Origin of the sequence: Streptosporangium sandarakinum (genome assembly GCF_013409935.1) — a bacterium.
GTDB classification, from domain to species: Bacteria; Actinomycetota; Actinomycetes; order Streptosporangiales; family Streptosporangiaceae; genus Streptosporangium; species Streptosporangium nondiastaticum.
This window is the reverse complement of record NZ_JACCCO010000001.1, coordinates 79,447-101,198: the sequence shown is the minus strand read 5'-3', so window position 1 is coordinate 101,198 and position 21,752 is coordinate 79,447. Positions and strand designations below refer to the sequence as shown.

The following is a 21,752-nucleotide window of genomic DNA, read 5'->3' as shown; positions in this document are numbered from 1 at the left end:
ACCACTGAGAACCGAGACCCACGGGGGTGGCGGACATGAAGAAACCACGCGAGAAGCGGCAAGGTGCCGTACCGGACACGGCGCCGGGCACGGCACGGGACGACGGCGGCTCCGGCGGGTCCGACGGCACCGGCGGCACCGTCTGGCACGGCTTCGCACCGGCCGTGGGCCGGGCGAGCGAGGAGGTGGTCCGGGCGGGCGACCGCGCCTGGGGGCCTCCGCCCGAGGGCCTGGGACCGGAACGGGAGGTGTCGCGGGCGGAGCGCGAGGGGATCTCCTCCACCGAGCACGCCCCCGTGGGGCCGATGGGCGTCGGCGTCAGCGAGACCCGCGGCCCGGAGAAGCTCGCGGCCCGGAAACGCGAGAAGGGCCGAAGGACGGGCGGCGTCGACGAGCGGACCGGCAGACCGTACGGGACCTCCGGGCCGGAGGAGGCCACCGGCGTCGCGCCGCAGGAGACGGTCGAGGGGGAGAGCCCCTACATGCCGCCGGGGGACCAGGCCGGTTAGAACCGGTACGGACCGAGAGCCCGTGTGGACCCCGGATCCGAACGGGCCTCCATCCCCATCGCGGGACGGGCCGCCCGGCCCGTTCCACGATGTCACGGCGGCATGGCCGCCGAGCGCGCGGTTCAACGGTCGTATCGCCGTGATCGACGGCTCGGGCGGGTGCGGGGCGGGGGCTGCTCGATCGCGGCAGGAGCCGCCGCGAGGTTCGGCACCGGGAACCGTGAAGAAGAATTGGGGGAATCCGTCCCGGGTGATCACATCACCTTGCGTGTCGCACTCCTCCTTCTCCGTGATGAACTGCATAGAGTTGTCGGGGTGGAACCGAGCGTGAGTGGCAGGAAAAGCGGCGACGGCGCCATTGTCATGATCTCCTCGCGGGTCCGTAAGGGATGTGAAGAGGAATACCGTCGATGGCAGGAGAGAACCGACGAGGCCGCCCGCCGTTTTCCCGGATTCGAGCGTATGGAGACATATCCGCCCGGCTCCGGCGAGCAGAACACGTGGATGGTGGTGTTCCGCTTCTCCAGCCCCGACCAGCTGAACGCCTGGCTGAACTCCGACGTGCGGCGCGGCCTGCTGGAGGAGGGCAGGGCGTTCCTGGAGGAGCGCGCCGCCAGACCGGACGGTCCCGCCCCCGGCGGATGAGGGAACCGAATCCTCGTCGTTAAGGCGCATCCGGACACGCTCCCGTTCGCGAAGTCACCTTCACCGACGCAGAGGAGCGATGCCCATGGCCACCGGCACCCGCGAGACCGAGCACCGCACCGGCGAGCCGCCCGGGACGGACGACCCCGTCCCCCCGGTGAGGCGGTCGCCGGCCCTCACGGCGACCGGGAGCCGGCCCGGCGGACGGAACCCGGGCTCCCGGCCCCGCGTCCCACGACGCTCGGCGGGCCCGGCCGTGACGACCGGGGGCGCCCGATGAGCGGGACCGGCGGAATCGTGGTGATCGGCGCCGGGCTCGGCGGTCTCGCCGCGGCGATGCGGCTGGCCGGCGCCGGGCGTGACGTCACGGTCGTCGAGGCCCGCGACGTGCCGGGCGGCTGCTGCGGGACCGCGAGCCTGGACGGCTACCGCTTCGACACCGGGCCGTCGGTGCTGACCATGCCGGAGGTGCTGGCCGACGCCTTCGCCGCGGCCGGGGAGGACATGGAGAGCCGCCTGCCGCTGCGCAGGCTGGACCCGTACTACCGGATGCGCTACCACGACGGCACCCACCTCGACGTGGTCCCCGGCGAGGACGCCATGATCGAGCAGGTCCGCGCGCTGTGCGGGGCGGCGGAGGCCGACCGCTACCGGCGGTTCCGCGCCCGGCTCGGTGAGCTGTTCGCCGCCGAGTGGCCCGCCTTCATCGACCGTGACATGACCCGGCTGCGTCACCTCGTCCGGCCGCTGGTCCTGGCCCGGCTGGCCGCGCTCGGCGGCTTCCGGCGGCTCGACGGCCTGGTGCGCGCCCACCTCACCGACGACCGCCTCGTCAGGGCGCACACCTTCCAGGCCCTCTACGTCGGGCTGTCCCCGCAGCGGGCTCTCGGCATCTACGCGGTCATCGCCCACATGGACACCGTCGGCGGCGTCTTCTTCCCCCGGCACGGCGGCATGCACGCCATCCCGCAGGCCATGGCGGCCGCCGCGGAGAAGGCCGGCGCCCGGATCAGGTACGGCACGCGGGCGCTGAAGCTGGAGACCGGCCCGCACGGCGTCTCGGCGGTCCTGCTCGACACCGGCGAGCGCCTCCCCGCCCGGCACGTCGTGGTCGCCTGCGACCTGCCCGGCGCCCACGACGGCCTGCTGCCGAAGGCGGCGGGCGACTGGCGGCTGCGCCGTCCCCGCCACTCGCCCTCCTGCGTCGTGCTGCACGTCGGCCTCGACCGGCGGCTGGGCGGCCAGGCCCACCACACCCTGCACTTCGGCCGGGAGTGGCGCTCGACCTTCTCCGCCCTCGCCGCCGGACGGCCGCAACCCGACCCCAGCCTGCTGGTCACCTACCCCGCGACCGACACCGCCGCCGCGCCCGCCGGCCACGCCACGCTGACCGTGCTGGAACCCGCCCCCAACCTGCACGGCGGAGCCGACTGGGACCGCCTCGCCCCGAAGCTGGAGGACCGCCTGCTGGCCAGGATGGCCGAGCTCGGCTACGGCGACCTGACCGGCCGCCCCCGCCTCCGCTTCGACCCGCCCGCCTGGGCGCGGCTCGGCCACTCGGCCGGCACCCCCTTCGCCCTGGACCACCGTTTCTCCCAGACCGCCTGGTTCCGCCCGGCCGGCGCCGCAAGGCGGGTTCCCGGCCTGCACTTCGCCGGCATGCACACCGCGCCGGGCGTCGGGGTGCCGCCGGTGCTGATCTCCGGCCGGCTGGCCGCCGAACGCATCCTGGAGAGCCCCCGATGACCCTCACCCGCAGCTACGAGCTGTGCCGCAGGCTCAACGCGCGGCACGGCCGCTCCTACTACCTGGCGACCCTGCTGCTGCCCGCCTGGAAACGCCCCCACGTCCACGCCCTGTACGGCTTCGCCCGCTACGCCGACGAGATCGTCGACTCGTTCACCATGACCGGCGACCGGGCCGCCGCGCTGGACACCCTCACCGACCGGACCGCCGCCGCGCTGGCCGGCGAGCCGGCGGACGACCCGGTGCTGCCGGCGTTCGCCCAGACCGTCCGCTCGTTCGGCGTCGACCACGCCGACGTCCACGCCTTCCTGCGGTCGATGCGGGCCGACCTGACCGTCACCCGCTACGCCACCTACGCCGACCTGCTCGACTACATGGAGGGCTCGGCCGCGGTCATCGGCACGATGATGCTGCCCGTCCTGGAGGCCCTGCCCGGCGCCGCCGAGAAGGCCCGCGAGCCCGCCCGCCAGCTCGGCCTGGCCTTCCAGCTCACCAACTTCCTGCGCGACGTCGCCGAGGACATCGCCCGCGGCCGGGTCTACCTGCCGCTGGAGGACCTCGACAGGTTCGGCGTGTCCGTCGATGACCTGCGGCGGCCCGCCCCCACCCCCGCCCTGCGTGAACTGCTGGCCTTCGAGGCGGGGCGGGCGCACGCCCACTACCGCCTCGCGCTGGAGGGGATCGACCTGCTCATCCCCTCGTCACGGCCATGCATCCGCGCGGCCTACGAGCTGTACGGCGGCATCCTCGACCGGATCGAGGCCGCCGGCCACGACGTGCTGCGCACCCGCGTGGCCGTGCCCCGCCGCCGCAGGGTGGCGATCTTCACCCGGCACCTGCTCGCGGCGTCCGCCGCGGATCGGGCCGAACGCCGGGTCACCGTACGGGCGCCCTGAACCGGGGCGCCCCGGGCCGGGCGGCCGCCCCCGAACCGGGTGAGCACCCCGAGCCGGGTGACCACCCCGACCCGGGTGGCGCCGGTGGAGCGGGTCCGCCCCGGACCCGGCGCCACCGCCCGCCGAGCCGGACACCGACATCACACCCTCGCGGAGGAGAACGCGATGCCCCAGCCTGTTGCCGTCGACGCCATGGGCGGAGACCACGGACCGGCCGAGACGGTCGGCGGGGCCGTCACGGCCACGCGCGAGCACGGCGTCCCCGTCGTGCTCGTCGGCCGCGCCGGGGAGATCCGCCGCGAGCTGGCACGCCACGGCGCCGTCGGCGAGGTCGGCGTGGTGCACGCCGAGGACGTCGTCCCCATGGCCGAGCGGGGCGCCGGAGCCGTCAGCACCGCCGCCTCCGCGATCTCCGCCACCTCCAGCCTCGGTGTCGCCTGCCAGCTCGTACGGCAGGGCACGGTCTCGGCGCTGGTGTCGGCCGGCTCCACCGGCGCGGTCGTCTCGTGCGCCATCCGGGGCATCGGCCGCGCCCCGAACGTGCTGCGCCCGGCCCTGGCGATCGCCCTGCCCACGACGGCCGGCGCGACCGTGCTGATCGACGCCGGGGCGACCTCCGATCCCACCCCCGAGATGGTCGCCCAGTTCGCGCTGCTCGGCGCCTCCTACGCCCGGCTCGTGCTCGGCGTGGCCGACCCGTCCGTGGGCCTGCTGTCGATCGGCTCCGAGCCGGGCAAGGGCAACCGGCTGACCCGGCGGGCGGGGGAGCTGCTGCCGGCCCTGCCGCTGCGCTTCCACGGCAACGTCGAGGGCCACGACGTGCTGGCCGGGACGACCGACGTGGTCGTCACCGACGGCTTCACCGGCAACGTCGTGCTCAAGAACGTCGAGGGCTCCGTCCGCGCCACGCTCTCCCTGGTGGCGCGGACCGGTGCCGCGACGCCCGAGGCGCTGCGCGAGGTGGCCCGCCGCTACGACCCCGAGACCCACGGCGGTGCCGCGCTGCTCGGCCTCACCGGCACCGTCGTGGTCGCGCACGGCGCGTCCCGGGCGGCCACGATCGCCCGGGCCTGCGCCGTCGCGCGCGACCTCGCCGACGGCGGCGTCACCGACCGCGTCGGCGACCACCTGGCGGTGGAGCCGGTCATTTGACCGGCTCCACCGGTCGCCTCAGGTCAGAGGCGGCCGGGGCCGCCGTGCCCGGCCAGGGGATCGACGCCGTTCCAGGCGCCCTCGCTGCCGTACGGGGCGAACCGGGCGAACAGCTCCTCCGAGTACCAGCCCTCGGCCCGCGTCCGCCCGATGACCCGCCGGTGCGCCGCCCCCCGGTAGGCGAAGTCGCGCACCGCGTCCGCGTCCCGCCACAGGGAGAACGTCGCCTGGCGGGCCAGCGGCCACTCGCCGACGCCGACCGAGGCCAGGCACCCCTCCTGCTCCGCCAGCAGGCGGTCCACCCGGGGGACCGACCGGTAGAACGCCACCAGCCGGGAGGGCCGGATCGCCGCCCGGGTCAGCACCGCGACCGGCTCGCTCCGGGGCCCGGAGGCGCCCGCGTCCGGTCCCGGGCACCCGGCGTCCGCCCGGCCGGTTCCGTCCGGTGCCGGTCCCGGGTGCCCGCCGTCCCGGCGGTCCGACGCCGCCCCGGGCGGGAGGCCGAACGGGTCGGCACCGCCCCACCGGCCGCGCGACGACAGCGGCCGGAGCCGTACCCGCCACGACTCCAGCGCCTCCGCGCGCCAGCGCGCCGTCACCGGCGAGTCGGCCAGGAAGCCGTCCAGGGCCGCCTCCTCCCGCCAGACCGCCAGCAGCGCCCAGCGGCGCAGGTCGGCGCCCAGGCTCATCGACGCGCCCCGGCCCGTCCCCAGCAGCCGCCAGAACACCAGCCCGGGGGTGCGCCCCAGCACCGGCCGGTCGAACGCCATGTGCTTCATGGCTCCTATGTCCGCATATCTCGTGAGATGGAAAGAAGCGATGACTCCTCCGCCCGGCCTGCCCGGCGCGCTCGCGGTGCTCGTCTCGGTCATCGGCGGCTACCTTCTCGGCTCGGTGCCGGTCGCGGTGCTCGTCGCCCGGGCGCACGGACTCGACCCCCGGGAGGCGGGCGACCGGAACCCCGGCTTCTGGAACGTCATGGAACTGCTGGGCCGGCGGGCGGCGGTGCCGGTCTTCGCCGGTGACATGCTCAAAGGCGCCCTCGCCGGACTGCTCGCCCTGGCCGTCACCGGAGGGCGGCTCACCTGGCCCGGCGGGGTGACCGCCGCCGGCGCCGTCCCGGTGTACCTGGCGGTGGCCGCCGCGATGGCCGGCCACGCCTGGCCGGTCTTCGCCGGGTTCCGGGGCGGCCGGTCCGTCCTCACCTTCGCGGGCGGCTTCGCGGTGATCTGCCCGCCCGCGTTCCTGCTCGGCGTCGCGGCCCTGGTCGTGACGACGCTGGTCACCCGGTCCTTCGCCGCCGGCGCGCGGGTCGGCGTGTTCGGTCTGCCGGTGCTGCAGCTCCTGCTCGCCCCGGCCGGGTACGTGGCGGCCACCGGGGCGCTGATGTGCCTCATCGGTCTGCGCTTCGGGCAGGCGTCCCGGGCCGGACGGACGTCCCGGCCGTCGTGACCCCGGCCGAGTCCGGGTAGACGCGGCCACGCCAGTGGCGCACCGGCCGCAGCGTCGCCTGCGTCAGCCGCAGCGCCGCCAGCGGGTCCAGCAGCGGAGACAGCGGCACGCCCGGCCCCGGCCGGAGGTAGCTGCCGCGCAGCGCCCCGGTCAGCAGCAGCCGTACGGCCAGCAGCCCCGCGTCCAGCCCGGTCGGCCGCCCGGCCGCCAGCCGCAGCACCGGCAACGCGGCGGTCAGCCACACCACGGCCAGGTCGGCGGCCCGCCGCCCGGGAGAAGTGACGTCGCGCAGCGGCAGCGACCGCCCCCACTCCCGCCACACCTCGGCCGCCGAGGAGTGCATGTCCACCTCGAGCAGGCCCCCGGCCTCCAGGAACCCCACCGACCAGCCGCCGGCCGCCAGCTCCCGGGCCAGCGCCACGTCGTCGGTCATGTGCCCGCGCACCCGGGCGAACCCGTCCGCCGCCAGCATCGCCGTACGACGGAAGGCCATGCACTGGCCGTTGGCCATCACGCGGCGCGGCGGTGGGGGAGTGGACGGGCCGATGGGACCGAGCCGGTAGACCAGCGTCGCCAGGAACGACGCGTGCAGCGCCTGCTCGGCCACCCCGTCGCAGACGAACTTCGGGCCCACGCTCACCAGGTCGTAGCGGTCCAGCGCGGCCGACAGCGCGCCGAACAGCCCCGGCTCCGGCCGGGCGTCGGCGTCGAGGGTCACCACGACGTCCCCCGAGGCCGCCCGGACGCCCTGCCGCAACGCCCACTGCTTGCCCACCCAGCCCGCGGGCAGCGGCTCACCCGCGACGACCCTCGCCCCCAGCCCGGCGGCCAGCCGCGCCGTGCCGTCGGCCGACTCGTCGTCGACGACGATCACCTCCGCCACGGCCGGGTCGGCCAGCACCGCCGCCAGACACGGGCCGATGCGGTGCTCCTCGTCGCGGGCGGGGATCACCACCGAGACCCGCCCGGCGGCGCCGGCGACGGGCGCCAGCGGGGGCAGCCGGTCACGTCCCCGCGCCAGCCGCACCGCCACGACCACCGCGGCCGCGGCCTGCGCCGCGGTGAGGAGCCTCATCCGATGGCTCCCTTCGATACGGCGGTCCCCGGTACGGCCGTTCCCGGGACGACTCCCGGCACGGTCTCCAACGCGGTTCCCGGCACGGCGACCGTCAACGTGACCCCCGATATGACTTCCGGCATCCCTTCCGACGTGACCTCCGGTGTGGCGCTCAATACGGGAAGTCCTCCTCCACCAGCGAGGCGACGATGCGCCCGCCCATCGCCACCAGGGGCAATCCGCCGCCCGGGTGCACTGAGCCGCCGACCAGGTACAGGCCGCGCCGCGGCCCCCGGTTGCCGGGGCGGCGGAAGGTGGACAGCCGCCCGGAGTAGGCGCCGCCGTAGATCGACCCGCCCCAGGAGCCGTAGCGTTCCCGCAGGTCGGCCGGGGTGAACAGGTCCACGAACCGCAGCCGTCCGGACAGGTCGTGTCCCCGGGCGGCCAGCCGCTCCAGCACCAGGTCCCGGTACGCCTCCGGCGTCATCGGCCACCGGCCCGGGTCGCGGGCCGGGACGTTGACCAGCATCGTCCAGTTCTCCGTGCCCTCCGGCGCCTGTGTCGGATCGTGCACCGCCGAGCAGCCGATGTAGACGGTCGGGTCGGCGGGCGGCACCCGCCGGTCGAAGATGTCGCCGAACTCCCGCTCGTAGTCGGCCGAGAAGACGACGGAGTGGTGCGCCAGCCCCTCGGTCCGGCCCTCCACCCCCGCCAGCAGCAGGAACGCCGACGACGACGTGCCCAGCCGGGCGATGCGCCGCAGCCGCCGCCGGTCCGGCATCAGCCGTCCGTACAGCGCCGCCGCGTCGGTGTTGGCCACCACCACGTCGGCGCGGTCCCGTTCCCCGGAGGGGAGCCGTACACCCGTGACCCGCGTGCCGTCGTCCAGCACGTCGAGCACCTCGGCGCCGAGACGGACCTCCACGCCCGCCTTGTCCAGCAGCGCGGCCAGCGCGTCGGCGATGCGAGGCAGGCCGCCCGGCACGTACCAGCCGCCCTCGCCGTGCTCGATCCCCGGGATGCAGGCCAGCGCCGCCGGGGCCCGGTAGGGGCTGGAGCCCGCGTAGGTCGCGTAGCGGCCGACGTACTGACGCATCCGGGGGTCGGCGAAGAACCGCCGGGCCAGCCCGGCCACCGTACGGCCCGGCGCGACCGCCGTCAGGTCCGACAGGCGGGCCCCGCCGGACGGCGGCCGGGCCGGCGGCCAGGAGGGGAGGAGGGGGCCGGCGAAGAACGCCCGCCGGGCCGCCGCGAAGCAGTCCCGCGCCCAGTCGTGGAAGGCCAGCCAGTTGCGGCCCTCACCCGGGGCCAGCCGGTCCACCTCCGCCGCCATCCGGCCCGGGTCGCGCCGGGCCGACAGCGTCGAGCCGTCGGCGAAGCGGTAGCGGCACAGCTCGTCCAGCTCCACCAGGTCCAGTTCCAGGCCGAGGCCGGTGAACACCTCGGGCAGCGTCAGCAGGGACGGGCCGATCGAGAAGGTGAAGCCGTCCCGGACGTGCTCGGCCAGCTTGCCGCCCAGCCGGTCACGCCGCTCGTACAGCCGCACCCGGTACCCGCGCCGGGCCAGCAGCAGCGCCGACACCATGCCGCCCACCCCGCCGCCGACCACGACCACCTCGGCCGCCCGCTCCGCCGTTCCCGCCACCCCGGCCTCCATTTCCACACTCACCGCCGTTCCCGCCACCCCGGCCGCCCGTTCCGCCGTTCCGGCCGTCCTTTCCCCGCTCACCGCCGCTCCGCTTCCGGGGCCCGTCCTCTTCACGGGCTTTCCCGGCTCCCCGTTCTCCTCGCGGGCCGGGCCCCGGGGCGTCACGCCGGTCCCGCCCGGCGCCCGCGCCACCACGCCAGTACGGCGAACACGCCCATGCACGCCCCTCCCGTCGCCGCCACCAGCCGGTCCGGCGGGTCGAACACCGCCGCGAACCCGACGGTCTCCATGAACGCCATCACCGCGTAGACGGACCGCAGCCCGGCGCTCCGCGCCGCCGGGTCGGCCACGATGACGTCGATCAGCACCATGACCAGCGCCGACACCAGCAGCCAGCCGGCGAAGTTGCTCAGCGGGACACCCCGGTACGGCCCGCCGTCGTGCCACACCCACAGACCCAGCCGGAGCATCTGCGGGTCGAGGAACAGGTCCCAGGCGGTCAGCGCCGCCGCACCCGTGGCGACCCGCGCGGCCCTGCCGTACGCCGTCGCCGCCGGGAAGACGGCCGCGGCCGTCGCGTGGGCCGCCAGCCCCATGCCGCCCCAGGCCAGTGCCACGATCACCGGCACCGAGCCGAGCTGCGGCCGCAACACGCCGGTGTAGTGGTAGGGGCCGAACGGCAGGCCGGTCCGGATGCCGATCCACTCCGCGGCGTACCCGCTGAGGACCGCCGCGGCGAACGCCGCGACCGCCCTCGGGAAGGTGTGGGCCCGCGCCGCGAAGACCACCGCGCCCGCCGCCAGCAGGATCACCACCACGCTGGTCAGCAGGATCGGCCGCGGCTGCAGCCCGGACGCGACCTGGGCCGCGACCATCGCCAGGAGCAGGGCGCCGCCGAGCAGACCGAGCACCCGCGGGCCGCCGGCGACCGGCGATCCCTCCCGCGCGGCGGGCCTCCCTGCTCTTTCGGCGGGCCTTCCGGCGGGCCGCATCCTCTCCGTCGCGTCCCCCGCCGCGCCGAGACCGGATCTTCCCCTGTCCACCTGTTGGCTGTGCCCCATGCAAGGTCATTCGAGCGGCGGCCCAGGGTCAGATTCACTTCCGGGATCGGAAAATCGTCCCCGCCGGGGCCGGTACGGGCCGGGATCCGCGCGGGTACCGCCGCCCTGCCCTGACCACCTTGGCGGTGGGGGACGGTCAGTGGTCGTCGGCGGTGGCGAAGTCGGGTGGCTCGGTGGACAGCAGCCCGTCGGCGGCGCCGTCGAGGAGCCGGGCCGTCTCCGTGGAGCGGGGAAGCATGGTCTTCTCGTAGGCGCGGACGGCTTCGCCGACGGTGTCGTGGCGGGCGATGGCGAGGGCGAGTTCGCAGGCGTCCAGCATGGCGAGGTTGACGCCGACGCCGAGCGGGGGCATGAGGTGGGCGGCGTCGCCGAGCAGGGTCACCGTGGGGTCGTGCTCCCAGACGTGCGGGACGGGCAGGGCGAAGATCGGGCGGTCGACGTAGGGGCCGTCGTTGTCGGTGATCAGCCGGCGAAGGCGGGGCGACCAGTCGCGGTAGCGCTCCAGGAGGAGGGCGCGGATGCCGTCGGTGGCCTGGGGGGTGAGACCGCCGGCGGTGATCCAGTCGGCCGGGACGCGCTGGATGATGTAGGCGCGGATGTGGTCGCCGCCGTTGCGCTGGGCGAACAGGCCGCGGTCGCCGTCGGCCGCGGCGGCGCTGCCCTGGCCGACGAGCTCGGCGATGTCGGGGTGCCGGGTCGTGACGTCGTGGAACCAGGCTTCCAGGAAACTTACGCCGCTGTAGCGGGGAGTGGCCGGGGAGACGGCGCGGCGGACCTCGGACCAGGCCCCGTCGGCGCCGATGACGAGGTCGGCTTCGATGGTGGCGCCGCCCGCGAAGTGCAGCCGCCGGGGGCCTTCGGCGGGGCCGCCGACGGTCCGCAGGGTGTGACCCCAGCGCACGGTGCCGGGCTGAAGCGAGTCGAGCAGCAGGTCGCGCAGCCGGCCGCGGTCGATCTCCGGTTTGAACCGCTCGTCCTGCCCGGGGACGTGGTGGAAGAGGATCGTGCCGTCCGGGTCCATCTGGCGCATCTCCTGGCCCTCGGGCCGGGCCAGTCGGAAGAACTCCTCCAGGAGACCGGCTTCGCGCAGGGCGATCTGGCCGTTGTCGGCGTGCAGGTCGAGGGTGCCGCCCTGGTCGCGGGCGGCGGGGCCGGCGTCGCGGTCGTAGACGGCGGCGGTGACGCCGTGCCGCTGGAGGATGCGGGCGCAGGTCAGGCCGCCGGGGCCGGCTCCGATGATGGCGATGCGGGGTGCCGGAGTGGTGTTCATGGTGGTGCTCCGTTCGTTCCATGAGGCAGTGCCGTGACTGCCGTGACTGCCGTGAGTGCCGTGCTGAAGGGGCGCCCGGGCCAGGGGGCCGGTGGGGCCTCGCCGAGAGGGCGAGAGGAAAGGGCGGCCGGGCGTCGCCTCGGAACCGCCGCCCCAGAAAAGCACACCAACTCAATAAGTGCAACAACTAAACTTTTGAAGTCGGTCAACCAAGGAGATAGGATGCCGGCATGCCCAGCACCACGACCGACGCCGCGGCGGGTCCCTCTCCCGCGCCGGTGGGGCGCCGCGAACGCAAGAAGGCCGCCACCCGCCAGGCCATCGCCGACGCCGCGCTGCGCCTGTTCCTGGAGCGCGGATACGACGAGGTCGGCATTCGCGAGATCGCGGACGCGGCCGACGTGTCCACCACCACGCTGTTCAAGCACTTCCCGGTCAAGGAGGCCCTCGTCTTCGACGAGGACGCAGACCAGGAGGCCCGCCTGCTCGCCGCCGTCCGCGAGCGGCCCGAGGGCCGGTCCATCCCCGCCGCGCTGCGCGAACACGCCCTGACCGCCCGGCTGGCCGCCGCCGACGGCGACGCCGGCTTCGCCGCCTTCACCGAGCTGGTGGCCGGTACTCCCGCGCTGCGCGACTATGCCCAGAACATGTGGCTGCGCCACACCGCCCTGCTCGCCCAGGCCATCGCCGAGGAGAGCGGCCTCGCCGCGGGCGACCCCGTCTGCGCCGCCCTGGCCCACTTCGCCCTCGAAGCCCCCCGCGCGGCCTACGCCTGCGACGATCCCCGCGAGGCCATCACCCGGGCCTTCGACCTCCTGGAACACGGCTGGAGCGCGCTCACCCAGACCAAGGCGTGAGCAGGCGCCTCGCCGCGGAACGGCGCGCGTCCGGGCGGGCCGGCTCTCGCGGGGCGCCGGCCACCCCCCGCCCGCCGGGCTCGGCGGGCGGGTCGCGCCGCCCCGGCGCCCACGGCGCTTCGGGTTCGGCCGAGGAAACAAAGCATACGCCTTGACTTATATAAGCGTTGGCTGAATCATTGTCGCGTGCACGCATTCGACGTCCTCGGGGACCCGGTCCGGCGCCGGATCCTGGAGCTGCTGGCCGACGGCGAGCTGAGCTCCGGCGAGGTGACCGCCGTGATCAGAGACGAGTACGGGATCTCCCAGCCGGCGGTCTCCCAGCACCTGCGGGTGCTGCGCGACAACGGTTTCGCCAGGGTGCGCGCCGAGGGCACCAGGCGGCTGTACGCCGTCGAAGCGGCGCCACTGCGGGAGGTCGACATGTGGCTGGGCCGCTTCCGCCGGTTCTGGGAGCAGCGTCTCGACGCGCTGGCGACCGAACTGGCCCGCGGCAGGCGCGAGCGCCGCATCGCCGACGGCCCCGTACCCGGCCCCGGCCCCGAGGAAGACCCCGGACACGAGGAGAACCGATGAAGGACATCGTCAACGAGATCGGCCTCGCCCACCGGGAGGTGGGAGCGGACGGCGAGACCAGGACCATCCTGATCCGGCGCCGCTACCACGCCGAGGTCAAGGACGTCTGGGACGCCATCACCACCGCCGACCGCATCGCCCGCTGGTTCTCCCCGGTCACCGGCGACCTGCGGGAAGGCGGTCACTACCAGATCCAGGGCAACGCCGGCGGCGAGATCCTCACCTGCGAGCCGCCCCGCCACCTGAAGCTCACCTGGGTCTTCGGCGGCGGAACCTCCGAGGTCGAGGTAGGGCTGGCCGAGGACGGCGACGCCACGCTGCTGGAGCTGCGCCACACCGCCGCCGTCCCCCCGGAGATGTGGGACGAGTACGGCCCCGGAGCCGTCGGCCTCGGCTGGGACCTGGCGCTGCTGGGCCTGGTCCTGCACCTGCGGACGGGCAAGTCGGTCTCGGACCCCGACGGCTTCGGCCGTACCCCAGAGGGCGCGGACTTCATCGCGGCCAGCGGTCGCGCCTGGGGCGAGGCCCACCGCGCCGCCGGGGCCACCGAGGAACAGGCCACCGCGGCGGCCGAGCGGACCATCGCCTTCTACACCCCGTCAACGACCCAGGGCTGAAGAAGCCCTGGGCTTGCGCCTCTCGCGCCTGCCTGCCTGGCAGGCGCGGGACGCACTGACCCCGCTTTCCACGGCGGGGTCGTTGGTATGCGGAGTACATCGAGAATCAGAAGCGTCCGGACGGGTAAAGGGAAGCGATTCCTCCCGGGGGTAAATGCCCGGGGTTCCTCGCTAGACAGCGCTGAAAAGACCTCCCTGAAGCCCAGACGCGAACCCCGGGTCCGCCGGACGGCGACCCGTCAGCACCCACCAGGAGTCCACCGATGACGCAGAAGATCACCACCTTCCTGATGTTCGAGGGCGCCGCCGAGGAGGCGATGACGTTCTACACCTCGCTGTTCGACGACGCGGAGATCCTCGACATCACCCGCTACGGCTCCGGGGGCCCCGGCAAGGAGGGCACCGTGCAGCACGCCACGTTCAGCCTGGCGGGCCAGGAGTACATGGCCATCGACAGCTCGGTGTCGCACGGCTTCACCTTCACCCCGGCGGTGTCGCTGTACGTCCAGTGCGACTCCGACGCGGAGATCGAGCGGCTGTACGCGGCGCTCTCGGAGGGGGGCGGGACCATGATGCCGCTCGACTCCTACGGCTTCAGCAAGCGCTTCGCCTGGGTCGCGGACCGCTTCGGCGTCTCCTGGCAGCTCAACCTCGCCTGACCGTCCCCTCCCGCGCGGGCCCGCCGTACCGGACCTCCGGTACGGCGGGCCCGAGTCCATCCGTGCCCGCGGCCCGGTACGGCGAGCCCGAGTCCATCCGTGCCCGCGGCCCGGTACGGCGAGCCCGTATCCGTCCGTGCCCGCGCCCCGGTACGGCATGGCGTCACCGGGCGGGCACCCCCACCTGTTACAACGAGAGGCGTCGTCCTGTCGCGGGGCCGCCACGCCGAGATCCACGATCGCCGGGGCCTCCTCCCGACCCCGTGCCCCGGGCGGCTCGGCCTCACGCGCGCCCGCTTCCCCGTCCCGCGCGAGCGTGCTTCCGGCAGGCACGGACACGCGCGGCCGGAAGTACGAAACGACCGCTCGTCCACGGGAGGAACCCATGACCGTCCACCGCCGCGCCCTCGCCGTCACGGCCCTTCTCGCTTCGGCGCTCCCCGCCCTGGCCTCCTTGACCCCGGCGCTCCCGGCCGCCGCACCCGCCGCCCGTGCCGACGCCGTACCCGTCGCTCCCGTCGGGACCGGGAGCGGGACCGGAGCCGGAGCCGGGGCGGCGGTGGCCGGTGCCGGGGCAGGGGTCGCCGCCCGCCGCCCGGCACAGCTCACCGTGATACTGGTGAACGTGCGGACCGGCAAGTGCCTGACCATCGCCGGGGGCGTGAGCGCGGAGAACAACGTCCAGGCCGTGCAGTACACCTGCGACACCCACCCGTCCCGCCGCTGGTTCCTCGCCGACGTGACCGGAACCGGCCAGTACCAGGTGCACAATGTCAACACCGGCAAGTGCCTGACCATCGCCGGGGGCGTGAGCACGGCCAACAACGTCACGGCCGTGCAGTACACCTGTGACAGCAACCCCTCGCGCCGCTGGACCCTGATCGACGTCACGGGCAACGGCCAGTACCAGCTGCGCAACGCGCAGACCGGCAAGTGCCTGACCATCGCGGGAGGCGTGAGCACGGCCGACAACGTCGAGGCCGTGCAGTACGACTGTGACGACCACCCCTCGCGCCGCTGGACCCTGAACCTGACCGGCACCCTGTAGGACGCACCGGCCCGGTGCGGTCATCCCGATGCGGGCCGAGATCGTTCACTGTCCGATGGGCTGGGTCCTGTCGATTCCACCCCGTATATGACCCTGCATCATCGTGCCTGGTCGAGGATCCGGCGGGCGAGCGTGAACGCTCGTGAACTTTTCATCCCTCCGGAGCGACGAACCATGCAGTCGATCATTACGGAGGCCGTTGATGATTTCGTCCCTCGCCGTGGAACCGCCGTCGAGCCGCCCGAGCCGATCACGGCGGCTGAGGGGACTCGGGTTGGTCGTTCTCGGCGTCGTGCTGGGGATGGTGCTGAGCGTGGCGCTGTCCGTCGCGGCGAGGTGGCCGCGGTTCGAGGTGGTCTACCGCGGCGAACAGCCGGCCACCGTGACCTACAGCGATGATTCGAAGCACCTGCTGGGCCTGGTTCGCAGGAGGACCCTTCTCGGGGAGACGCATCTGATCGTCGTCGGCCGGGATCCCAGCCTCTCCTACGGGCACCTGGTGGACATCGAGACGTCCGCCGACACCGTGAGGACCACCGAGTGGACGACCGCCGGGGTGCGGGTGGTCTTCGACACCGGGCACGAGCTGTTCGTCCCCGCCCGGTACTTCATCGGCGGCCGGTGACCCGCGCCGGGCGGCCTCACCCGCGACTCGCTCCGGGCCGTGACCGGTCAGGCCGGGAGAGCCGGTAGCCGGTCGGCAGGGAGAATCGGGCGCGCGGCACGATGTTCCCGGCATATGCCGCTCCTCGGTGCGGCGCGCCGCGCCGCACCGCCGCGGGGGCCCGCTCGTCTGCCCCGGTCACGGCATGTCGCCACCTGAAAGATCGTCTTCCGGTGCTACAACTGAGCGTCGCCCGGTTGCGGGGCCGCCCGGACCACACGATCCACGGGCATCCTCCCGGGCCCGGCAGGCCGAGGCGACCCGGTTCCGCGTACCCGGTGCCCGCGCACGCTTCCCCGCGTGCGCGGGCACCGGTCCGCCGGAGACCTCCGCCGCCGCGCCAGCGGCGGGTCCACGGACGCGGACCGGAACGCCGTGACCACGAAACGACCAGCTCATCCACGGGAGGAACCCCATGGCCGTTCTCCGCCCAGTCCGCCGCTCCGCCCTCACCCTCGTCACCGCCGCCGCCCTGTTCGTTCCGGTGCTCCCGGCCGCAGCCGGCTCCCAGGCCGACCCCGCCGCCGACGCCTCCCCGGAGGGACAGCAGACGGCGGCCGTGACCGGGATGCTGGTGAACGGGCAGACCGGCAAGTGCCTGACCGTCGCCGGAGGCGGGCGCACGACCGACAACCTCCGGGCGGCGCAGTACGAGTGCGACGCCTACCCGACCCGCCAGTGGACCATGACGGACGCGACGGGCACCCGCCAGTACATGCTGCGGAACGCCCAGACGGGCAAGTGCCTGACCATCGCCGGGGGCGCCAGCACCGCCAACAACTACACCGCCGTGCAGTACACCTGCGTCGACCACCCCGCGTTCCGCTGGATGTTCTGGGGTACGGCCGGCGCCCGCCAGTACCAGCTGAAGAACGTGCAGACCGGCAAGTGCCTGACCATCGGCCCGGACGGCAGCACCGCCGTCCAGTACACCTGCGACAAGCAGCCCTCACGCATGTGGGGCGTGCGCTACATGTGAGCCGGACCGCCCGGCACACCGGCCGGGTGGGCGGCCCCGGACACCCGGGCCACCCGCCCGGCCGTTCACCGGGATTCGCCGGCGCCGCCCCGCGGCTGGGAGGACAGACCGGTCTCGCGCAGGATCCGCCGTACGGTCTCCTCCATCGAGCTGTCCTCCCCGATGATCGTTTCGGAGCCGCCCGGGAGGAGATCCCGGGGCCGGTACCACTGGCGCATCTCGGCCTCGCCGTACAGCCCGGACTGCGGTTTGGTGGCGTGCCGTCGCAGGGTCTCGTCGAAGGAAACATCCAGGTAGTAGAAGTGCGCGGGGCCGCGATGGCCGGCGCGCAGCGCCTGAAGCATCCGCTCGTAGCGGTCGGCGTACAGCATGCCTTCGAGCAGGACGTGATATCCCCGATCGAGGGAGTAGCGGGCGATGACGTCGATGAGCCCGATGTTCGCCCCTCCCGGCACGTCGCGCTCCCGCAGGATGTCGCGCCGTACGGCGTCCTGGCCGATCACGGCCAGATCCCGGTCACGGGTGACCTGCAGGGCCCGGGCGACGCTGGACTTGCCCGAGGCGGAGTTGCCACGCAGCACGATGAGACGGGTGTGCGGCGAACCGATGCGCATCGCCACAGCTTAATGACGTGGTTCGGCCTTTCGCCGGATGAGGCGGGCGAAACTCTCACTGCTGGCGACGGCATCGCCCACGGTGTCCTCGGCTGTTGATCCGTCTCCGCGGCCGGGGCGCACCGGATGGGAGGATCTCACCGTGGCGATCCAGGTGTCGGTGTGCGGCCCGCGTGACTGCACGGACGAGGACGAGTCCAACGCCCGCGAGGTCGGCCGGTTGCTGGCCGAGCGCGGCGCGGTCGTGATCTGCGGCGGCTACGCGGGCGTGATGGCCGCGGTGGCGGCCGGGGCCCGCTCGGCGGGCGGCACGGTGGTCGGCGTCCTGTCCCGGCCGGATCGGGAGCAGGCCAATCCGGACCTCTCCGTCGTCATCCCGACCGGCGTCGGGGAGGCCCGGAACGGCATCATCGCCAACTCCGGCGACGCCGTGATCGTCATCGGCGGGTCGTGGGGGACGCTGTCGGAGCTGGCGCTCGCGATGCGCCACGGCCGCGTCCCCGTGGTCCAGCTCGGCGGGTGGCGGATCCTCGACCACGAGGGGCGTCCGGTCCCCGGAGTCAGGCACGTCTCCTCACCGGAGGAGGCGCTGGAGGCCACCGGCCTGTGGGCTTGATCGTCCGAGGAGGCCGCCACCCTGTGGGTCCGGTCACCGGGAAACCGCCGCGCCCCGCGGGACGGACGTCCCTGGGGCCGCGAAGCGTTCGCCGGACCGCCCGGCCCGCGGGGTCCCCGCTACCCGGCCTGCTTCTTCAGGTGGTCCAGGATGGCGCGGGCCACCTCGTGCTTGGACATCTTCGGCCGCTTGAAGCGCAGGTCGGCCACCTCGGCGAAGGACGCGGCCCGGCGTTCGTACAGTTCCTTCGCCAGATCCAGCGGCTTCTTGCCGAACCGGGGGCGGTGCGGCTTCTCCTCGATCTTCTTGGCGATGAACTCGGGCTCGGCGTCCAGCCACACCACCAGGGCCGGTTTGAGCGCCTCCCGGCATCGCGGGTCGTCCAGGACGCTGGCCGCGGCGGCGATGATCGGCGCGGGCCGTTCGGCGAGACTGTCCAGCAGGTGCTCGGCCTCGCGGGCGTGCAGTTCGGTGACGCCCGCGGTCTCGGCGATCGCCGCCGCGGTGATGCCGTAGCGCTTCTCAAGGTAGTCGTCGCTGTCGCGCACCGGCCGGTTCAGGGCCTCGCCCAGCAGTTCCGAGACGCTGGTCTTGCCGGCGCCCATCAGACCGACCACCACGATCGGGACGTCCGCCACCGTGTCTGCCATGTCCGCCACCTCCGGTCCTCAGGGGAAACGAAAAAGGGGTCTTCTCGTCTCCCTTTGCCCCGGAGGCCGGCACCTAGCCCTCACCTGGTCCTCGCCCGGTCCTCGTCTGGTCCTTGCCCGGTCCTCCGGCCTCCCGGTCGCGCTCCAACGCTCCCTATTTTCCGTAAAATACTCTGTTATTCTCACTCTAATAGGAAGATAGGGTATTTTCATGGCAGATCGTTTCTACTCCGTGGAGCAGGTCGCCGAGCACCTGGGCCTGCACGTGCGCACCGTCCGCAACTACGTGCGGGACGGGCGGCTCGCCGCGGTCCGCATCGGCAAGCAGTACCGGATCGCGCACGAGGACCTGGAGGCGTTCACCGGCCGCCCGGTGCCTCCGCCGCCGGGTGAGACGGTGCGGCGGAGGCACACCGACGTGTCGGCCATCGTGGAGATCGACGCGGTCAGCCGTGAGACGGCCGACCGCCTGTCCACCCTCCTGATGGCCGCGGCCACCGACCGCCGCCCCGGTGACCAGCCGTTTCGGGTCGAGACGACCTATGACGAGGAAAGGGCCCGGATGAAGGTCATCGTCCTGGGCGGCCTGCGGGACACCGCACGGCTGCTCGACCACATGGAGGGGGTGCTCGCGACATGAGCGCGATCTACCGGTCCGAGGCCGGCGCGGAGGAGATCCGGCGGCGGTACCGGGATGCGCTGGGCGACTGGCCGGTCCCCGCCGAGCAGGTACGGGTGCCCACCCGCCAGGGCGAGACCTTCGTCGTCGTCTCCGGCCCGCAGGACGCGCCGCCCATGGTGCTGCTGCCGGTGTTCCCCGACGACACGCTGCGCCGCCTGACCGTGCCCGTGCCGGTGACGGTCGGCGGCTCACCCGAGGCCGTGCCCGGCGACGCCGGTGGCGCGTTCGCCCAGGAGGCCGCCGGTGCGCTGGCCGAGGAGGCCGGCGGTGCCTGACGTCATGCGGGAACTGTCCGGGGTGCCGGTGCTGGTGTGCGACCCGGCCGGGCCGCCGCTGGCCACGATGGAGGACGCGCTGGACCTGATCGGTGCGGCGTTCCTCGGCGCCGAGGTGGTGGCCGTGCCCGCGAGCCGGCTGGACGGGCACTTCTTCTCCCTGGGCACCCGCTTCGCCGGCGAGGTCATGCAGAAGTTCGTGAACCACCGGCTGCGGCTGGCCGTCGTCGGGGACATCTCCCGGCACCTGGCGGCCAGTTCTGCCCTGCGCGCCCTCGTCCACGAGTCGAACCTGGGAGAGCACGTGTGGTTCCTCCCCGACCTCGACGCGCTCGACGCCCGGCTGGCCGCGGCCGGCTGACCGCGGCTCAGCCACCCTTGCGGGTCAGCCGCTCTTGCGGCGGAAGGAGCGCTTGCCCCCGGCCGGGCCCTGGGACCCGTGGATCTTCGAGGCGCCGTTGCCGCGGCCACCGCTGTTCAGCTCCATCTGGGCCTGCTTCTTGCGCTCCAGGGCCTCGCGGAACTTGCGCTTGAGCTCGTCGTCGGTGCTCTCCGCACCGTCGGCGCCTTCGACGGCCCGGGTGCTCTCGGTGCCGTCGGGCTCCGGCGTGACGTCAGGCATACGAACCTCCTGGTCTCGGGGCGGCCCGGCTTCGGCCGACCGGAACATCATCTTCTCATGTCCGGAACACCACCCGGCTGGCCGGGAGACGCGCCCGGCCGGACGCAGGGTGCGGTCCGGTCCGGCTGAAGGGCCGAGGCGTGGGCGGCCCGCCGTCGGTCAGACCTGCCCGGCGGCGAAGTAGGCGGCCAGGTCCGGCGCGACCGGCGGCACCTCCCGGGGGACGGAGCCGTCCCGCAGCGACTCGGTGGCGCGGACCGCCGCCGCGACGCTGTCGCGCGCCGCCACGGGGGAGGTGTCGGTCGGTCCGCCCTCGGCGGCGAACCGGACGAACTCGCCGACCAGCGCCTCGTCCGCGCCGCCGTGGCCGCCGGCGCCCACCTCGACGGGCACCTGGAGGTCGCCCTCGGGATGGTAGTCGCGCCGCCCGGCGTTCCACACCCGCACCACGGCCCCCTCTCCGTGGTCGCCGAAGTTCTCCAGGCGGCCCGCGGTGCCGATGACGGTGTAGTTGCGCCAGTAGTCGGGGGTGAAGTGGCACTGCTGGTAGGCGGCGTGGACGCCGTTCTCCAGGCGCATGTGCATCATGGACAGGTCCTCGACGTCCACCACCGGGTTCAGTCCCCGCTGGGCGAGCGGGGGCCAGTTGGTCTCCGGGTCGTACCAGTCGGACGGCGTCCCGGGGGAGCGGTCGGTGACCCGGCCGTAGACGGTCAGCGCGCCCATGGCGCTGACCAGCTCCGTCCTGGCCCCGGCCAGCCAGTGGATCACGTCGATGTCGTGGGCGCCCTTCTGCAGCAGCAGGCCGGTGGTGTTGCGGCGGTCGGCGTGCCAGTCCTTGAAGTAGAAGTCGCCGCCGTGCCCGACGAAGTGACGGCACCACACCGCCTTGACCTCGCCGATCGCGCCCTCGGTGATGAGCCGCCGCATGACGCGCACGACCGGCATGTGGCGCATGTTGTGCCCCACGTACAGCCGGGCGCCGTGGTCGCGCGCCGTACGGAGGATCAGGTCGCAGTCCTCAACGGTGGTCGCGAGGGGTTTCTCCACCAGCGTGGGTTTCCCGGCCCGCAGCGCGGCCAGCGCCGACTCCAGGTGCGCGTGGTCGGGGGTGAGGATCATCACCGCGTCCACGTCCGGGGTCAGGAGATCGGCGAGGTCCGCGGTGACGCGCGTGCCGGGGCCGAAGTCGGCGCGGGCGCGCTCCCGGGCCTCCGGGGCGGGGTCGCACACGGCCACCACCGCGCTGCCGTTCCCCGGCCGGTGCGCCTCGCGAGCCAGCGACCCTCTCATGCCGTATCCCGCCACCCCGATACGCAGGTCGTCGCCCATGCCCGCTCCCGTCGCCGCGCGTTTTGATCGTTTCTGCCTCGATCACTCTAGATACGCGCACGAACGAGCGCCAGGGCCTGTACGGGCCCATGCAGGTCCGTGCAGGCTCATGCGGGCCAGGTCGG

The 21,752-nt window shown here is 73.9% G+C and carries 26 protein-coding genes; 17 read left to right on the top strand and 9 right to left on the bottom strand.

Features of this window, described 5'->3' with window-relative positions; all coding sequences use genetic code 11:
- Positions 1-35: 35 nt before the first annotated feature.
- The 5 genes from HDA43_RS00490 (at position 36) to plsX (ending at position 4,948) form a co-directional block, all read left to right on the top strand.
- Positions 36-509, top strand: coding sequence for a hypothetical protein (locus HDA43_RS00490; RefSeq protein WP_179817770.1), 474 nt, complete (start codon positions 36-38; stop codon positions 507-509).
- 102 nt (positions 510-611) lie between these two features.
- On the top strand, positions 612-1,154 hold the full coding sequence (locus HDA43_RS36220) for an antibiotic biosynthesis monooxygenase (RefSeq protein WP_218911538.1): 543 nt from the start codon (positions 612-614) through the stop codon (positions 1,152-1,154).
- Between the two features lie 276 nt (positions 1,155-1,430).
- Positions 1,431-2,900, top strand: coding sequence for a phytoene desaturase family protein (gene crtI / locus HDA43_RS00480; protein WP_179817769.1), 1,470 nt, complete (start codon positions 1,431-1,433; stop codon positions 2,898-2,900).
- Positions 2,897-3,796, top strand: coding sequence for a phytoene/squalene synthase family protein (locus tag HDA43_RS00475; RefSeq protein ID WP_179817768.1), 900 nt, complete (start codon positions 2,897-2,899; stop codon positions 3,794-3,796). The genes crtI and HDA43_RS00475 overlap by 4 nt, the downstream gene beginning before the upstream one ends.
- Positions 3,797-3,961: 165 nt before the next feature.
- Positions 3,962-4,948, top strand: a complete 987-nt coding sequence (plsX, locus tag HDA43_RS00470) for a phosphate acyltransferase PlsX (RefSeq protein WP_179817767.1) — start codon at positions 3,962-3,964, stop codon at positions 4,946-4,948.
- Between the two features lie 23 nt (positions 4,949-4,971).
- On the opposite strand, the gene HDA43_RS00465 is transcribed toward plsX, so the two are convergent.
- Positions 4,972-5,727: a spheroidene monooxygenase gene (locus HDA43_RS00465; RefSeq protein WP_218911537.1), complete on the bottom strand. Its 756-nt coding sequence runs from the start codon at positions 5,725-5,727 to the stop codon at positions 4,972-4,974.
- Between the two features lie 40 nt (positions 5,728-5,767).
- Between HDA43_RS00465 and HDA43_RS00460 the strand changes: the two genes are divergently transcribed.
- Positions 5,768-6,400 (top strand): glycerol-3-phosphate acyltransferase, encoded by a 633-nt coding sequence (locus HDA43_RS00460; protein WP_179817766.1) that lies wholly within the window; start codon positions 5,768-5,770, stop codon positions 6,398-6,400.
- On the opposite strand, the gene HDA43_RS00455 is transcribed toward HDA43_RS00460, so the two are convergent.
- From HDA43_RS00455 to HDA43_RS00440, 4 genes are all read right to left on the bottom strand, one after another.
- On the bottom strand, positions 6,342-7,475 hold the full coding sequence (locus tag HDA43_RS00455) for a glycosyltransferase family 2 protein (protein WP_179817765.1): 1,134 nt from the start codon (positions 7,473-7,475) through the stop codon (positions 6,342-6,344). The genes HDA43_RS00460 and HDA43_RS00455 overlap by 59 nt on opposite strands.
- Positions 7,476-7,629: 154 nt before the next feature.
- Positions 7,630-9,126 carry a phytoene desaturase family protein gene (locus tag HDA43_RS00450; RefSeq protein WP_312872860.1) on the bottom strand — a complete coding sequence of 499 codons (1,497 nt, stop codon included), beginning with the start codon at positions 9,124-9,126 and terminating at the stop codon, positions 7,630-7,632.
- Positions 9,127-9,266: 140 nt separating this feature from the next.
- Entirely contained in the window at positions 9,267-10,148 is an 882-nt protein-coding gene (locus tag HDA43_RS00445; RefSeq protein ID WP_312872859.1) for a carotenoid biosynthesis protein, read from the bottom strand.
- Positions 10,149-10,302: 154 nt separating this feature from the next.
- Positions 10,303-11,436, bottom strand: a complete 1,134-nt coding sequence (locus tag HDA43_RS00440; RefSeq protein WP_179817764.1) for an FAD-dependent oxidoreductase — start codon at positions 11,434-11,436, stop codon at positions 10,303-10,305.
- Between the two features lie 230 nt (positions 11,437-11,666).
- Between HDA43_RS00440 and HDA43_RS00435 the strand changes: the two genes are divergently transcribed.
- The 7 genes from HDA43_RS00435 to HDA43_RS00405 all read left to right on the top strand — a co-directional run bounded on the left by HDA43_RS00435 (position 11,667) and on the right by HDA43_RS00405 (position 16,836).
- Positions 11,667-12,293, top strand: a complete 627-nt coding sequence (locus tag HDA43_RS00435; protein WP_179817763.1) for a TetR/AcrR family transcriptional regulator — start codon at positions 11,667-11,669, stop codon at positions 12,291-12,293.
- A 186-nt stretch (positions 12,294-12,479) separates the two neighbouring features.
- Positions 12,480-12,869, top strand: a complete 390-nt coding sequence (locus HDA43_RS00430) for an ArsR/SmtB family transcription factor (RefSeq protein ID WP_179817762.1) — start codon at positions 12,480-12,482, stop codon at positions 12,867-12,869.
- Complete coding sequence (locus HDA43_RS00425) at positions 12,866-13,486, top strand: SRPBCC family protein (protein ID WP_179817761.1); 621 nt, start codon at positions 12,866-12,868, stop codon at positions 13,484-13,486. The genes HDA43_RS00430 and HDA43_RS00425 overlap by 4 nt, the downstream gene beginning before the upstream one ends.
- Positions 13,487-13,749: 263 nt before the next feature.
- Positions 13,750-14,145 carry a VOC family protein gene (locus tag HDA43_RS00420; protein ID WP_179817760.1) on the top strand — a complete coding sequence of 132 codons (396 nt, stop codon included), beginning with the start codon at positions 13,750-13,752 and terminating at the stop codon, positions 14,143-14,145.
- A 385-nt stretch (positions 14,146-14,530) separates the two neighbouring features.
- Positions 14,531-15,193: an RICIN domain-containing protein gene (locus tag HDA43_RS00415; protein WP_179817759.1), complete on the top strand. Its 663-nt coding sequence runs from the start codon at positions 14,531-14,533 to the stop codon at positions 15,191-15,193.
- A 274-nt stretch (positions 15,194-15,467) separates the two neighbouring features.
- Complete coding sequence (locus tag HDA43_RS00410; RefSeq protein ID WP_218911536.1) at positions 15,468-15,818, top strand: hypothetical protein; 351 nt, start codon at positions 15,468-15,470, stop codon at positions 15,816-15,818.
- Positions 15,819-16,272: 454 nt separating this feature from the next.
- On the top strand, positions 16,273-16,836 hold the full coding sequence (locus HDA43_RS00405) for an RICIN domain-containing protein (RefSeq protein WP_179817758.1): 564 nt from the start codon (positions 16,273-16,275) through the stop codon (positions 16,834-16,836).
- 65 nt (positions 16,837-16,901) lie between these two features.
- On the opposite strand, the gene HDA43_RS00400 is transcribed toward HDA43_RS00405, so the two are convergent.
- Positions 16,902-17,450 (bottom strand): AAA family ATPase, encoded by a 549-nt coding sequence (locus HDA43_RS00400; RefSeq protein ID WP_179817757.1) that lies wholly within the window; start codon positions 17,448-17,450, stop codon positions 16,902-16,904.
- A 142-nt stretch (positions 17,451-17,592) separates the two neighbouring features.
- Here HDA43_RS00400 and HDA43_RS00395 point away from each other — a divergent pair, with 142 nt between their 5' ends.
- Positions 17,593-18,066: a TIGR00725 family protein gene (locus HDA43_RS00395; RefSeq protein WP_312872858.1), complete on the top strand. Its 474-nt coding sequence runs from the start codon at positions 17,593-17,595 to the stop codon at positions 18,064-18,066.
- A 119-nt stretch (positions 18,067-18,185) separates the two neighbouring features.
- Here the strand turns inward: HDA43_RS00395 and HDA43_RS00390 are convergent, their stop codons facing one another.
- Entirely contained in the window at positions 18,186-18,716 is a 531-nt protein-coding gene (locus HDA43_RS00390; RefSeq protein WP_179817755.1) for a shikimate kinase, read from the bottom strand.
- 211 nt (positions 18,717-18,927) lie between these two features.
- Here HDA43_RS00390 and HDA43_RS00385 point away from each other — a divergent pair, with 211 nt between their 5' ends.
- Genes HDA43_RS00385 through HDA43_RS00375 form a run of 3 tightly spaced genes read left to right on the top strand, consistent with a single transcriptional unit; the run spans position 18,928 to position 20,034 of the window.
- Positions 18,928-19,356 (top strand): helix-turn-helix domain-containing protein, encoded by a 429-nt coding sequence (locus HDA43_RS00385; protein WP_179817754.1) that lies wholly within the window; start codon positions 18,928-18,930, stop codon positions 19,354-19,356.
- Positions 19,353-19,673, top strand: coding sequence for a hypothetical protein (locus tag HDA43_RS34225; RefSeq protein WP_218911535.1), 321 nt, complete (start codon positions 19,353-19,355; stop codon positions 19,671-19,673). The genes HDA43_RS00385 and HDA43_RS34225 overlap by 4 nt, the downstream gene beginning before the upstream one ends.
- The gene (locus HDA43_RS00375) at positions 19,666-20,034 is read left to right on the top strand and encodes a DUF4180 domain-containing protein (protein ID WP_179817753.1); all 369 of its coding nucleotides are present in this window, start codon (positions 19,666-19,668) and stop codon (positions 20,032-20,034) included. Before HDA43_RS34225 ends, HDA43_RS00375 begins: the two co-directional genes overlap by 8 nt.
- Before the next feature lie 24 nt (positions 20,035-20,058).
- Here the strand turns inward: HDA43_RS00375 and HDA43_RS00370 are convergent, their stop codons facing one another.
- Positions 20,059-20,295: a DUF5302 domain-containing protein gene (locus tag HDA43_RS00370; RefSeq protein ID WP_179817752.1), complete on the bottom strand. Its 237-nt coding sequence runs from the start codon at positions 20,293-20,295 to the stop codon at positions 20,059-20,061.
- 159 nt (positions 20,296-20,454) lie between these two features.
- Positions 20,455-21,627, bottom strand: coding sequence for a Gfo/Idh/MocA family protein (locus HDA43_RS00365; RefSeq protein ID WP_179817751.1), 1,173 nt, complete (start codon positions 21,625-21,627; stop codon positions 20,455-20,457).
- Positions 21,628-21,752: the final 125 nt, after the last annotated feature.

What these genes read in the sequence shown, in the direction of transcription:
- HDA43_RS00425 (WP_179817761.1), top strand. Translation starts at nt 12,866, where the DNA reads ATGAAGGACATCGTCAACGAGATCGGCCTCGCCCACCGGGAGGTGGGA.
- HDA43_RS00490 (WP_179817770.1), top strand. Translation starts at nt 36, where the DNA reads ATGAAGAAACCACGCGAGAAGCGGCAAGGTGCCGTACCGGACACGGCG.
- plsX (WP_179817767.1), top strand. Translation starts at nt 3,962, where the DNA reads ATGCCCCAGCCTGTTGCCGTCGACGCCATGGGCGGAGACCACGGACCG.
- HDA43_RS00400 (WP_179817757.1), bottom strand. Translation starts at nt 17,450, where the DNA reads ATGCGCATCGGTTCGCCGCACACCCGTCTCATCGTGCTGCGTGGCAAC.
- crtI (WP_179817769.1), top strand. Translation starts at nt 1,431, where the DNA reads ATGAGCGGGACCGGCGGAATCGTGGTGATCGGCGCCGGGCTCGGCGGT.
- HDA43_RS36220 (WP_218911538.1), top strand. Translation starts at nt 612, where the DNA reads ATGGCCGCCGAGCGCGCGGTTCAACGGTCGTATCGCCGTGATCGACGG.
- HDA43_RS00415 (WP_179817759.1), top strand. Translation starts at nt 14,531, where the DNA reads ATGACCGTCCACCGCCGCGCCCTCGCCGTCACGGCCCTTCTCGCTTCG.
- HDA43_RS00465 (WP_218911537.1), bottom strand. Translation starts at nt 5,727, where the DNA reads ATGAAGCACATGGCGTTCGACCGGCCGGTGCTGGGGCGCACCCCCGGG.
- HDA43_RS00475 (WP_179817768.1), top strand. Translation starts at nt 2,897, where the DNA reads ATGACCCTCACCCGCAGCTACGAGCTGTGCCGCAGGCTCAACGCGCGG.
- HDA43_RS00405 (WP_179817758.1), top strand. Translation starts at nt 16,273, where the DNA reads ATGGCCGTTCTCCGCCCAGTCCGCCGCTCCGCCCTCACCCTCGTCACC.
- HDA43_RS00385 (WP_179817754.1), top strand. Translation starts at nt 18,928, where the DNA reads ATGGCAGATCGTTTCTACTCCGTGGAGCAGGTCGCCGAGCACCTGGGC.
- HDA43_RS00460 (WP_179817766.1), top strand. Translation starts at nt 5,768, where the DNA reads ATGACTCCTCCGCCCGGCCTGCCCGGCGCGCTCGCGGTGCTCGTCTCG.
- HDA43_RS34225 (WP_218911535.1), top strand. Translation starts at nt 19,353, where the DNA reads ATGAGCGCGATCTACCGGTCCGAGGCCGGCGCGGAGGAGATCCGGCGG.
- HDA43_RS00455 (WP_179817765.1), bottom strand. Translation starts at nt 7,475, where the DNA reads ATGAGGCTCCTCACCGCGGCGCAGGCCGCGGCCGCGGTGGTCGTGGCG.
- HDA43_RS00365 (WP_179817751.1), bottom strand. Translation starts at nt 21,627, where the DNA reads ATGGGCGACGACCTGCGTATCGGGGTGGCGGGATACGGCATGAGAGGG.
- HDA43_RS00435 (WP_179817763.1), top strand. Translation starts at nt 11,667, where the DNA reads ATGCCCAGCACCACGACCGACGCCGCGGCGGGTCCCTCTCCCGCGCCG.
- HDA43_RS00390 (WP_179817755.1), bottom strand. Translation starts at nt 18,716, where the DNA reads ATGGCAGACACGGTGGCGGACGTCCCGATCGTGGTGGTCGGTCTGATG.
- HDA43_RS00420 (WP_179817760.1), top strand. Translation starts at nt 13,750, where the DNA reads ATGACGCAGAAGATCACCACCTTCCTGATGTTCGAGGGCGCCGCCGAG.
- HDA43_RS00370 (WP_179817752.1), bottom strand. Translation starts at nt 20,295, where the DNA reads ATGCCTGACGTCACGCCGGAGCCCGACGGCACCGAGAGCACCCGGGCC.
- HDA43_RS00440 (WP_179817764.1), bottom strand. Translation starts at nt 11,436, where the DNA reads ATGAACACCACTCCGGCACCCCGCATCGCCATCATCGGAGCCGGCCCC.